The organism is Paraburkholderia sp. PAMB 6770 (assembly GCF_057748135.1).
The window spans coordinates 2,357,112-2,369,244 of record NZ_CM173239.1 but is presented as its reverse complement, the minus strand read 5'-3'; the positions used below and the strand labels follow the sequence as shown (position 1 = coordinate 2,369,244).

7 protein-coding genes and 1 pseudogene are annotated in these 12,133 nt (G+C 66.6%); 2 read left to right on the top strand and 6 right to left on the bottom strand.

The window, feature by feature from the left end; translation table 11 throughout:
• The first annotated feature begins 37 nt into the window (after positions 1–37).
• A complete protein-coding gene (locus AC3AP7_RS28100; protein ID WP_487363563.1) occupies positions 38–1,018 on the top strand; it encodes a sulfonate ABC transporter substrate-binding protein in 981 nt (326 codons plus the stop codon).
• A gap of 73 nt (positions 1,019–1,091) precedes the next feature.
• Positions 1,092–1,700, top strand: a pseudogene (locus AC3AP7_RS28095) (IS5 family transposase); the annotation flags it as partial.
• 271 nt (positions 1,701–1,971) lie between these two features.
• Here AC3AP7_RS28095 and AC3AP7_RS28090 read toward each other — a convergent pair.
• From AC3AP7_RS28090 to AC3AP7_RS28065, 6 genes are all read right to left on the bottom strand, one after another.
• The gene (locus tag AC3AP7_RS28090; RefSeq protein WP_487363562.1) at positions 1,972–2,412 is read right to left on the bottom strand and encodes a DUF3828 domain-containing protein; all 441 of its coding nucleotides are present in this window, start codon (positions 2,410–2,412) and stop codon (positions 1,972–1,974) included.
• Positions 2,413–2,918: 506 nt separating this feature from the next.
• Positions 2,919–5,168, bottom strand: coding sequence for a TOMM precursor leader peptide-binding protein (locus AC3AP7_RS28085; RefSeq protein WP_487363561.1), 2,250 nt, complete (start codon positions 5,166–5,168; stop codon positions 2,919–2,921).
• A gap of 73 nt (positions 5,169–5,241) precedes the next feature.
• Positions 5,242–5,595 (bottom strand): BMA_0021/BMA_0022 family TOMM bacteriocin, encoded by a 354-nt coding sequence (locus AC3AP7_RS28080; RefSeq protein WP_487363560.1) that lies wholly within the window; start codon positions 5,593–5,595, stop codon positions 5,242–5,244.
• A 20-nt stretch (positions 5,596–5,615) separates the two neighbouring features.
• Entirely contained in the window at positions 5,616–5,972 is a 357-nt protein-coding gene (locus AC3AP7_RS28075; protein ID WP_487363559.1) for a BMA_0021/BMA_0022 family TOMM bacteriocin, read from the bottom strand.
• 47 nt (positions 5,973–6,019) lie between these two features.
• Positions 6,020–10,111: a TOMM system kinase/cyclase fusion protein gene (locus AC3AP7_RS28070; protein ID WP_487363558.1), complete on the bottom strand. Its 4,092-nt coding sequence runs from the start codon at positions 10,109–10,111 to the stop codon at positions 6,020–6,022.
• A gap of 7 nt (positions 10,112–10,118) precedes the next feature.
• Positions 10,119–11,129, bottom strand: coding sequence for an FHA domain-containing protein (locus tag AC3AP7_RS28065; protein ID WP_487363557.1), 1,011 nt, complete (start codon positions 11,127–11,129; stop codon positions 10,119–10,121).
• Between the last annotated feature and the right edge of the window lie 1,004 nt (positions 11,130–12,133).

The window sequence follows — 12,133 nt, the reverse complement described above, 5'->3', positions numbered from 1 at the left end:
GCGCATGATTCGTTCACTCTTTTTTACAGTACTCCTTATGACAATATCGATCTCTGCAGTCCACACGTGGAAGCGCAACAAGACGTCATGGCGGGTCGCGCTGCTGGTCGCGCTATTTTTGGCCTTGTTCCACGTCTGCGCGCATGCCGCTGAGACGAGCATCCGCATCGGCTGGCAAAAAGGCAGCGACCTCGCGGTAATCAAGGCGCGCGGCCTATTCGAGCACACGCTCGGGCAACACGGCATGACGGTGCAATGGACCGAATTTCCAGCTGGTCCGCAGATGCTTGAAGCGCTGAATGTCGGCGGCATCGATCTGGGCGTCGTGGGCGAGACGCCGCCCGTGTTCGCGCAGGCCGCCAGCGGGAATCTGCTGTACGTGGGCGTCGAGCCGCCCGCGCCCGAAGGCGAGGCGCTGCTCGTGCCGAAGTCTTCGACGATCCGCACGCTCGCCGATCTGAAGGGACGGCGTATCGCGCTCAATCGCGGCTCGAATGTCCACTATCTGCTGGTGCGGCTGCTGCAGAAGGCCCATCTGAATTATGACGACGTGAAGGTTTCCTATCTGACGCCGTCCGATGCGTTTGCCGCGTTCGAGAACGGCGGCGTCGACGCATGGGTGATCTGGGATCCGTATGCGGCTGCGGCGATCGCGGAAACGGGGGCGCGCGTGCTCGCCGACGCGCGCGGCGTGGCCGACAATCACCAGTTCTACATCGGGGCACGCAGCTTCGCGCGCGCACATCCCGATACGCTGAAATTCGTGCTGGCGCAGATCAATGACGAGAGTCTCTGGATCGGCCAGCATCAGGAAGAGGCCGCGAAAATCATCGCGCCGCAGATCAACGTGCCGGTCAAGGTGGCGGAAAGCTCGCTCAGCCATGCGTCGTACGGCGTCAAGCCGCTCGATGCGAGCGTGGTCGCAAGTCAGCAGCGCATCGCCGACACGTTCTTTGCGCTGAAGCTGATTCCAAAGCGGATCGACGTCGCGGCGGCGGTCTGGCAACCGGCACACTAGGGTCTGTTTGCATTTAGGAATGTGTGTTTGCATCCTGTCTTTTGCACAGCGAGACAGGATGGCACGAACGTGACTGAGCGACGAAGTATGGGACAAGGTCCGGGCCATCCTGCCGGGCAAGGAAGGTGACCGTGGCCGAACCGCATCCAGCAATCGCCGGTTTTTCGACGCGGTGCTGTGGATTGCCCGGACTGGCAGTCCGTGGCGCGACCTGCCTGCAGGGTTCGGCCGGTAGCATACGGTAGCATACGTTGACATCCGCTTCTCGCGCTGGCGAAGCAAGGGCGTAGGGCAGCGGGTTGTGAATACACGGGCAAGCCAGGCGGAAATCGAGCACGTCCTGTCGATTCGACGATCGTACGCGCACACCAGCATTCGGCCGGGGCTTCAAAAAAGCGGACCGCAAGCGCTCGGTCGTTCCCGAGGTGGACTGAGCACCAGGCTGCATCTGGCGATCGACTCGACGGGGCGTGCGTTGCGACTGATCGTCACTAAAGGGCGGATCGCCGACATCTCGTGTGTGGCACAACGGGTTGAGCATGGGCGCACACGAGCGGTTATCGCGGAAAAGGGCACGATTCCGGTGCCTTCGTGAAAGCGATTCGGGCTACCCGCGCGAAGGCCGATCCTGCCGCGTTCGAATCGCGAGACCGGGCGCCGCCACGACCGTGTGCCGTACCGTATGCACATACCCCGCGAAGACGTTGCCGCCGACCTGATTGCACGGTCGCTTTCAGGCGGTTCTGTCATTGCACCGCCCGAAGAACCCGCGCCGAGCGCTTCGGACTTCACCCGTGCCATGTTCGCCGACGCCCGGCGTGCGAATCCGAACCTTGCCCCGCTCCTGTTGCGATTGCCCGGCGACAGGCCGGTACTGACCCGCGCCCTGGATTCGTGCAACAAAAAAGGCCGTGCGCAATCGCACGGCCTTTGATCGGTTCGGACACTCCCGACTAGCGAAAGTCCGTCGTGTCATCGACCTTCGTTATCTTCCATGCCCCGCCGATCTTTCGCATGAACACAAGAATGCTTACCTGGTCCTTCGAACCGAACGTGACTGGAACAACCGTCACGTCACCAAGCGTCACGACCGGATGCGTAGCGATGTGATTCAACCAGTCCTGTTCATCTTCGTCCTGCACCTTCAGGAAGTAATCGGCATCCGGCAAGGTGTTGTGTCGGTAGTCGGACCGCAACCTGTTGACCGTATCCTTCGCGACGTATTCAAAGATAGCGTTGTCCAGCACCGGGAAGGTCGGCTTCGAACCCGTCTTGATGTACCACGTATAGAAGGCGTTCGCCCTTGCTTCCGGCGCATCTTGCGCGCCTGATGCAAACGTCATCTGACTGAAGACAAGCGCGCATAGCGCCAGTATCGGACGTAGCCGTTTCATAGATCAATCGTGCCTGTACATCTGGTAAGACGGTCTGCGGCTTCGATATTCTGGCCCAGGGTAAAAGCCGTCCGAACCGTAGTGTTGCTTGAAGTCGGATATCCACCTGTGACCATCGTAAATCGCCATGTGCCCGTGTGGATGCCCCGGAATCGACTGAATCATCATAACGTGACCCTGTTGCGCTGGCCCGGAAGCCCGATAAAAACAAGCATGTTCGTAGTCCTTATCATCCCATGCAGGTAAGACAAGAACGCCCCCGGCTTCAATCGCTTGCCGAACGTATCGCGTGCAATTTCCTGAACTGTGTGCTCCTGGTGCGTGACTGAAAGCATAGGCCGCTGCCGCTGCTCTTGTTGCATGCCATCTATCTATACCCCCTGGAAGTGAAGAACCCCACCTCAACTGGCGAGTTGTTTTCTAGCACACGCTCGAAGACAGTCATATTGAAAAGACGGCTCACTTCCCGCTCCGCCGCGCGGGCATGCTCGCAGGAATCGGCAACTTCAGAGAAACAGCAACGCGCCGTTCAACTCGTCTTCGCGACGGGGCCGTTCGAGCCAGCCGAGCTGGACCGGCACGGCATAGAGGCGCCGCGCGCCAAAGCGCGGCCAGAAATGGCACAGACCGGGTACCGCCACCTGCACGACCGGCAGTCCGATATCGGGCCGCGTCTTGTTGACGACCAGCACATCCATCCCGCGGGCGAACAGCGTGTTCGTGACGCGTTCGAGCGCGTCCGTGAGGTGGCGCACGTCGGCCTCCTGCGGGTCGGGGGCGGTCGTGGCGGGCGGCGTCGCGGCGGAGTACAGAAACGCGCTTGAGCGGAGCTTCGCCGCGTCCCAGGGCGGCGGCGAGTCGGCCGCGACGTCGAGCAGCTGGTTCACCTCGGTCAGTGCACGCTGGATCGCGATACGCCTGTCGAGATGGCAGCCGAAGCCGATCGAGAAGCGTCCGCGCCCGGGATGCTCGGCCAGCGCGACGACGACCGGAATCGCGAGGTCGTGGGTGAGGTCGAGCGCCCACAGACGCCAGCCGAGCGATGCGTACTCGGCCACGAGCGCATCGATCCATGCGTCGCGCAGACGCGCCAGATCGATCGCGGGCCGCGGTGTCTGGTTGTACCACCAGATCGCGACGGCATCGCGCTCGATCAGCTCGAACAGCCCCTGCAGGATCGCCTCGCCGATCGATGACCCGGCGGCGCTGCCGTTCGGATTGTGCACGCAGAAGCGCAGGCCATCGATCGAATCGGGCGTGTCGGCAAAGCAATAGGCGAGCGGCAGCCAGTGGCGCGTCCCGGTAAGGAGCGACCACGCGGGCGTCCAGTCGATGACGTCGTCCGGCGAAAAGCGCTGCGGCACCTGTTTGCGCACGTCGTCGGTCAGCGCATTGATCGCATCGCGATGGTCGAACTGGTGCTCGCTGAACTGCTGCAGGTCGTTGACGTGCACCGGCACGTCGTCGCGGTACGGTTCGCCTGCACAGAGCGTGTTCATGCTCGCGCGCACCGACGCCTCGTCCCCCTGGTAGACGCCGCTGAAGCGTTCGAGCGCTTCGCACAGCGCGCTCGCGCGGGCCTGTTCGTCGGTGCGGCCTTTGCCTGAGCAGATGCGATCGAAGCGGTTGGTGCGCGGCGTACCCGGCGGCGTCACCAGATAGCCGGACACGTAGACGTTGCGCATGCCGGCATGGCGTCCGGGCATCGGGTGCAGATAGGCGATTGCTCCGCTGACCGGCGACACGAGATGCCGGTAGCGTTGCAGCACCGTCTGCGCACCGGTCGCGCGGAATCCGCCTTCCGTCGACACGATGCGCGTGCTAGCGGCGAGCGAGGGCGGCTGCATGGCCTGCTCGCGCATCCAGTCGGGCCGGCCGCAGTGCGGACATTGCGGGCGCCGCACCACGCGGTGCGACGTGCTCGCGAGCGTATCCGCCCGCCAGCACAGCACGTGCCGGCGCGCTTCGTCGCGGCGCGCGTCGTTGACGACCAGTTGCTCGACGAGCGCGGCGACGCCCGCGCTCGTCGCGGCGAGGCTCGCCGGCGTATGCGCGGCGCGCGTGTGCATTGCGGCGTCGCCGTGATGGCGCGCGAGCACGGTCCGCACCGGGCGGTTCAGCGCAATCCAGTAGCGCAGGCAGTGCAGGCACGGCACGTCGTGCGCGGAGTCCGAGATGTCGGCGGCGCTCAGCAGCGGCCCAATCAGCGTTTGCACGCCTTCGGGCATCACGGGCAGCAGCAGGCCGCCGCGTGCGAAGACGTGCGCGGCAAGCGCGTCGAGTTCGCGACGCGCGTACGAATCGACCAGCGCAACCGTGAACGCCGCATGCGGCGCCACGGCGATGCCGCCTGCGTCGAATGCCCGGCGCTGCGCGGCGGCGTCGACGCCGAACGCTTCGATTGCCACGCTCATCGACTGCAGGCGGGCGCGGGCGACATCGCCGTCGAGCCCCGTGCGCTCGAAGAAGCCGCGCGCGGCGTCGAGATCGTCGGGCGCATCGGCGCGGACATAGGCGCGGCTCGCCAGATGGTCCAGCGCAGCAAGCACCTGCCAGGCGGAGAAATCCGCCGACAGCGTGGCCATCGTGGCGGCGATCGTCAGACGGTCGCGCAGGCATGCGGCGATGCGCACGTACACCGCGCCGCGCAGCACGGCGCGCCGGAATTCGTCGACGATGAACAAGGTGTCGGGCCCGGCGTCGAGCACCAGCAGATGCGGCTTGAAGCGAAGCACGCGCGAGAAATCGTCGAGCATGGGGGCGAGGGGGGCGAGGAAAACGCGGCGTGGAGCGCACCGGCCCCGCCTGGGGGCCGGTGCGGTCATGCGCTTAACAGCAGGTGAACAGGTAGCACGGCCCTGCGTCGTTATAGGCGGCGAGCGCAATGGCTTCCTCGTCGGACTTCGACGGACGCACCGGCACGCCGAACGTCATCGCGTTCGGCGGCAGCGTCCAGCTCTGGGTAGCTGCGTTCCAGCCGGAACCCGCCGGCGCCTCGCCGATTTTCAGGTTGAGGATCCACGGGCACTGGTAATCGAAGTAGCGCGTGAGCGCGTCGTTCGGATCCTTCAGCAGCGCGGCCTTGAAGGCCGGGTCTTCCCAGGAGAGCGCGATCGCGCGCAGATAGACTTCCTGGAATTCGAGCATCGATTCCTGCGTCGGTACTGCGTTGTTCGTGGCCATGTTATGGAGTCCTTTTTTTATCAGGCGGCGGCGTCGTAGACGCTGATGTGCTTGGCGTTATACGCGGCGAGCGCGACCGCGTACTCTTCGCGCTTTTCCGGCGCCGGCGGGAGCACGAGTTCGAGCACGTTGTTTTCGAGCGTGGTCCAGCCGCCGTTGGTCGCCAGTGTCCACTTCGACGTGTCGAGCTGCACGTTCAGGCCGAGATTGAACGGATAGCGATAGCCGAAACGTTCGAGCAGGGCTTCCTTCGGATTGGCCTTCAGGCGCGCGCGAAACGCCTCGTCATGCCACGCGACCGCGATGGCCTGAATGATGACCGCGCGGTATTCGAGAAACTGGTGGTACGTGGGAAAACTGTTGTCGAGATTACTCATCGCACTCTCCGTTCATTGGAATCATATGGGCGCTGCTTACGTCGGTACTACCCCGGCTGACGAAGACGCGCGAGCAGCTCGCGCGCCTTCGTCGCGGTTCTTGACATGCCCGCCGCGCCCGCGAGGGCGAGCGCCTTGTGGCAGGCTTCGCTGGCCGCGCCATACGATGCGCGCGACGTGGTGTCGATCAGGTACTGCGCTTTCTTCAGCAGCAGTTCGGCCTCGTAGTAGCGCTCGCCGATCTCGTCGCACAGGGCGAGGCACGCGTCGATCTCGCGCAGCGCGGCGCGCGCGTCGCCGCGCGCGGCGTCGATTTCCGCCACGAGCGATGCGTAGTACGTGAGCCCGAGCACGCATCCGGAGCGCCGCAGCGCATCGATGTGCGCGACGGCGGCGTCGCGGTCGTCGTCCGCCCACGCGTGCACGACGGCCGCATAGCGCTCGACGGCGTGGAGTCCGTAAATGCGCGACAGGCGCAGGATGATCCCGGCAGTCGCGCGCGCGCCGTCGCGGTCGCCGGCGCACTGCTGCATGCGCGCGAAGTACATCAGCGTGACGCCGAGCGTCGGCAGATGTTCGGCGCAGGTCGCGCTGTGCACCGCGTCGCGCGCCATCGCGAGGGCGGGTTCGGGATCGTCCTGCATGTTCCACATTACGCTGGCAAGCGCGGACATCGACCATGCGCGGGTATCGAGGCCGAAGACGCGCCGATGGTCCGCGTCGCGCGCGATGTCGTGCGCGGCGAGCGCCGCTTCGAGCGCGGTGCGCGCCGCCGCGTAATGGCCGTCGATCCACAGGCTCATGCCCTGCATCGCGTGCGCGGCCACGCGGATGCCGGGATCCTTCGAGCTTGCCGCGAGGCCGAGCAGCTGGACGACGATGCGTTGCACCGCTTCGCGGTCGCTCGCGACGTGATGCCGCGTGGCGACGGTCCAGAGCACGCTCGCGATGAGCTGCGGGTCGTCGAGGCTGCGCACGCCGGCGTGCAGGCGTTCGGCGTGCGCGGACACCTGCGGGTCGGCCCAGCCGAAGCGGGCCATCATCGCGTGCACGAGCGTGAGGTCCGCGCGGGCCGCGTCGCGCGCCTGACCCGCATAGTCGCAGTGCGCGAGCCATTCGCGCACGGTTTGCGCGTAGCGGATCGCGTCCTCGTGCAGCGCGCGTTCGAGCGCGCGCTGCGCCGCGCGAATGCCGTGCGGGACGGCCTCTTCGAATGCCTGCGCGCGCACGAAATGCTGTGCGATGCTGAAGGTGCGCATCCCGCTGCCGCGCTCGGGCCGTATCCCGAGCGCGCGCGCGACGCGCGCATGGTTGCGGTGCAGGATCGCCGGCGGCATCGATTCGTAAGCGGCATCGCGGATCAGCGCATGACGGAACGCGTACGAGAGGCCGCCCAGCCGGTGCTGCGCGTACAGCACGCGCGCTTCGAGCAGGCGCTTCAGATGGTCTTCGAGCGCGTCGGGCTCGCAGCACGCGACTTCCGCGAGCAGTTGCGCGTCCACTTCGAGCCCGATCGTTGCCGCGAGCTGTGCGATGTCGCGCGCGCCGTCGATCCGGTCGAACGCCAGTTCGAGCATGTCGCGCAGCGTGCCGGGCAGCGGCTGCTGCTCCGGCGTGCCGGACTCGTCGCCGGGCGGACTCGCGTCGAGCGGCGCGCCGCTCACGACAAGCTCGCGCACGATCTCCTCGACGAACAGCGGAATGCCGGCGGTGCGCTTCGTGAGCGCCTCGAGGGCGCCGGTGTCGAGCCCGGGCCGGTCGAGCAGCTTCGCGATCAGCGCGCGCGTGTCGGTGTGCGACAGCCGCCGCAGCGTGGTGCGCTCGGTGCTCGCGCGCCACCGTTCGAGCGATTCGGGGCGCGACGTCATCACGATGCACACGCTGCGGCACGACGGCGCGCGCCGCAGCGATTCGAGGAAGTCCGCGCTCGCCTGGTCGATCCACTGCACGTCTTCGACGACGAACATCACCGGGCCGCCGTCGCCGAGCGAGACCACGATCGCGCGCAGCACGTCGAACAGCGCCTCCTGCTGCCGCGCGCTCGACCACGGCAGCCGGCCGGGCTCGCTCGCGAGCCCGAACCAGGCCGCGAGCGTCGCGCGCGCCGCGGCATGATTGCAGGGCAGCGGCGCGATCATCCGGTCGAGCGCGGCGAGCGCCTCGGCGACGTCGCCGTCGACGTCGATCTGTCCATGCGCGGCCACGAAGCGCAGCACCGGAAAGAGCGCCTGATTGATGCGCTCGGGCAGGCATGCGCACCACGCGAACGCATGCCCGGCCCGCCGCACGGTTTCGCAGAGATCGTAGACGAGGCGCGACTTGCCGATTCCCGGCTCGCCGACGACGAGCCGCGACGAGCGCGGGGGCATCTGCGCGCCGGGTGCGTTGGGTACATGGGGTACATCGAGCGCATCGGGTGCATCGGGCGCATCCGATGCGGCAACGACCGCGCGCCACGCGCGCAGCAGCGTTTCGCGCTCGCGCTCGCGGCCGACGAGCGGCGGGATGTCGCGTTGATCGAGCGCATCGAACGGCACATGCTCGTGACGTTCGCCGAGCAGCGCGAAGACCGGCTGCGGCGGATGTCCCGCCCGCGCGAACCGCAGCGGTGTGCCGCGATAGTGGACGTGGCGCTCGAGCGACTGCCGCGCGCTTTCGCTGAGCAGGATGCTGCCGGGCGTCGCGAGCCGCAGCAGCTTCGCGGCCGCCGCCGCCGTTGCGCCGCCGCCCGTGAGCGGCCCCTGCGCGACGACCGGGCCGACGTGAAGGGCGATCGCGACCTCCACCGGTGCCTGAATGGCCGGCGTGCCCGCGTCGTGCGGCGCGCGGCCCGCTTGCCGCATCATGTCCAGCGCCGCGCGGGCGGCGCGGCGCGCCGGACGATCGATGCCGTCCTGCGTGCCGAAGTAGAAGAGCAGCGTGTCGCCGAGCTTGCCGCAGACTTCGCCGCCGTAGCCGATGGCAATGTCGGCGCAGCGGGTGCGCCACTGCTGCTCGCGCGCTTCGAGTGCGTCGAGAAGCGCGGGGTCCGCGGCCTGCGCTTCGTATGCCGCATCGTCGGCGAAGCCGACGTGGCAGCACAGCGCGGTGACCTGGCGGTAGGCGCCCGAGGCCGCTGCGCCGCTCGCCTGCAGGCGCGCCGTCGAGCCTCGCCGATAATTGAATTCGCCGACCAGCGCCTCGAAGTGCAGCGCGCGGAAGGGCTCGGCGAGCGCTTGTGCCGAGGCGGCGCGCTGCCGCGGGTCCTTGTTCAGCGCGAGCCGCAGCACCGTGCCGAGCGGATGGGCGGCAATGGCCGGCGGCAGCGCGACGTCGACGGGGCTCAACTGCTGATAGAGGATCTCGGCGATGCTCGCGCCCTGCATCACGGCCTGGCCCGTCAGGCATTCGATGACGAGCAGTCCCCAGGCGTACAGGTCGGTGCGGATCGTCGGCGCTTCGTTGCGCAACTGCTCGGGCGCGCAGTACTGCGGCGAGCCGAGGACGTCGCCCGACTGCGTCAGCGTGCGCATGTCGGGTTGGGCCGCGTCCGGCAGCAGCGCGCCGATCCCGAAGTCGAGAATCTTCGCGCACAGGGCGCCGTCGACCGTCGTGATCATCACGTTTTGCGGCTTCAGGTCGCGATGCACGACGCGTTGCCGGTGCGCGACCGCCAGCCCTTCGAGGACCTGCGTCATCAGGTTGCCGGTCGTGACCGCGGACAGCGCGCCTTCGGCCGCGAGCACGTCGCGCAACGTCTTGCCCGCGACGAACTCGAAGACGGCGAACAGTTGTCCGTCGGGCAATTCGCCCTTGTCGAGCAGCGCGACAATGTGCGGATCGTGCAGCGATTCACACAAGCGGGTCTCGCGTGCAAAGCGAGCGCGCGCGCGCTCGCGTTCGGCGGCGCTGCGCACGCTGTCCTCGCGCATCAGCTTGATCGCAACGGTTTGCCCGGTGTCGACGCGTTCGGCCCGATACACCCAGCCGCCGCTGCCCGCGCCAAGCAGCGCGCCGAGGCGATAGCGATGCGTGCCTTGCACCTCGGCGGCCGGCGCGGGGTCGGGCGCGGCGGACGGCGGCGTGCCGGGCGCATCGAGCGTGAGGGTGCGCGTGAGCGCGTGCGAGTCGGCGGCCGTAGCCTCGGTCACGGGGGCCATGACGCGGCTACGAATGCGGCGCGCGCTGCATCAGGGTATCGGATGTCGCGTGAGGAAGGAGGCCGAACGCCGCCTTGAGCGGCAGCCACTGGCATTCGAGCTGGTCGCCGCGAAACACCCGGAACGCGACCGCGCCGAAACGCACGCTGCCGCGGCGGCGCTCGACGACCTCGGCCGTGCCGTTGCCGGGCAGCGCCGCGAACTGCGCGCGTGCGCGATGAATGTGGACATTCACATGCGGCACGTCGATGCCGAGCATGCGGGCGAGCGCATCCACTTCGAGCCAGCCTTGCGAGGTGGCGTCGTGGCCGGCCTGCACGTCCGCGAAGCGCGCGCGCGCCAGCGTGGCAAGGCAGTAGTGATGCGCGCGCTCGCCGAGATCCACGGTGCCGCCGCGCGTATGCAGGACCGCATGCACGTGCTCCTCGTCCTGGCTCACCGCGAACTCGATGCGCTGCGGCGGCGTGGCGAGGGTAGCGGGTTTGGCGAGCGCAAGCGTGAGGTCTTGCTGCGCGAGCAGCAGGCGCCAGCTCAGTTTGCCCGACGACACGAGGTCGCCGTGACGCAGCACGCGCAGCACGCCGCTTTCGTCGCTCAGCCACTCGCCCGCGGACGAGCGCACCACCGTGACCGCGGGCGCTGCGTTGCCCGGCAGCACGTGGGCGACGTCGAGCGCGATGGGGCGAGCAGGCGGGCGCACCGGCCACAGCATGTCGACCGGGTCCGCCAGGTTGTGAACCTGCCAGCCGGGACCGCCGGATTTGCCGAAGTGGATGATGTCGCCTTCGCGCAGCGGCGCATGTTCGCCGTTGCGCAGCAGCGTGCCGCACAGCAGCGTGCCGTTGCTGCTCTGGTCATGCAGTTCCCACCGTCCGTTCCTGAAGCGGATGGACGCATGGACGCGAGAGACGTGGTGGTCCGGAAGGACGGTGTCGCAGCGTGTTTCGTCTCGCCCGAAAACATGCGGCGCCCGCAACAGGCAGAACTCTCCGGACTCGCTGTTCTTTAGTGTTGCCATCGCACATCGCTGAGTGGTTTTCGCTCCATCGTCCGCAGGCGGCGGTCCGATGATCGGCGGGCCGAATGCAGTGAACCGCGGCCAGGACCGCCGTGGCTGACTGTGCTCGATCCAGCAAATTTGTTGGACGTGGATTCAGCCAGATCGCCTCGGACCGGGAATGACCACCCTGTCATCCCGGCGACTTGCTGGCAAACCCTGCGCAACTCCCGCATTCGGCGCGAACGCGGGTCGATGAGCTTCGATGCACGGGGCATAGTGCCCGAGTTTGCAAAGCGGTGCAAGCCGCCGAAAATGCCCATTGGAAAATATCTTACATTCTTTTCAATTATAGCTTCAGCGCTGCCGCCGCTGGCCCGCTTACACGTCTGCCTGCTGAATTAGCGAAACGATGACGCGAGGTCTCGCGTGCGTGTTATTGCATGTAATTGATCGCCCTGGGGCGGCCGACTACCATGCATTCACTTGTAACGCCAGCGCTGGTCTGAACGGTGCGGCGTGTGGCGCCGTTTCTGCAGCGGAGTACCGGATGCTGATGAAACGGGCGCACATGCGAGTATAAAACGCGATTGCAGGTTCGCAATCGCTAACATGGCCGCACGTTGTTTAACCGGGTCGTTTATCGCGAATCCGGCGATTGTTTTGCCAGCATGTCATTGCATGGGGATGACACTGGCTATCCGGGTGAGACTACAGGTCAAACCCACACCAGGAAGAAATACCCACGCGTTGCGCCGAGGCGATGCGATATTCCTGGGCTCATCCGGAGAGAGAAGTTTAAAGGGCCGCAAGAGCTATAACCTGAGAGAAAGCTGTACGTCATTCGAATAACAACGGGAAGTGCTGGTTCAGCCGGATGAGCCGTTCGTGGCGATCCGGTGGTGAAACGAATACGCGCTAAAAAGACACCAGCCGGCTTCCATCGAGGGTTCGGACGATTCGTCTGTCGTCACAAAAAGAACAGGGGCGCATCCGGACGAAAAGCGGGTTGGCGTGGGTGAGGG

Excerpts from the sequence above, each read along its gene's own strand:
- AC3AP7_RS28080 (WP_487363560.1), bottom strand. The coding sequence starts at position 5,595 with ATGGCCACGAACAACGCAGTACCGACGCAGGAATCGATGCTCGAATTC.
- AC3AP7_RS28065 (WP_487363557.1), bottom strand. The coding sequence starts at position 11,129 with ATGGCAACACTAAAGAACAGCGAGTCCGGAGAGTTCTGCCTGTTGCGG.
- AC3AP7_RS28075 (WP_487363559.1), bottom strand. The coding sequence starts at position 5,972 with ATGAGTAATCTCGACAACAGTTTTCCCACGTACCACCAGTTTCTCGAA.
- AC3AP7_RS28085 (WP_487363561.1), bottom strand. The coding sequence starts at position 5,168 with ATGCTCGACGATTTCTCGCGCGTGCTTCGCTTCAAGCCGCATCTGCTG.
- AC3AP7_RS28070 (WP_487363558.1), bottom strand. The coding sequence starts at position 10,111 with ATGGCCCCCGTGACCGAGGCTACGGCCGCCGACTCGCACGCGCTCACG.
- AC3AP7_RS28090 (WP_487363562.1), bottom strand. The coding sequence starts at position 2,412 with ATGAAACGGCTACGTCCGATACTGGCGCTATGCGCGCTTGTCTTCAGT.
- AC3AP7_RS28100 (WP_487363563.1), top strand. The coding sequence starts at position 38 with ATGACAATATCGATCTCTGCAGTCCACACGTGGAAGCGCAACAAGACG.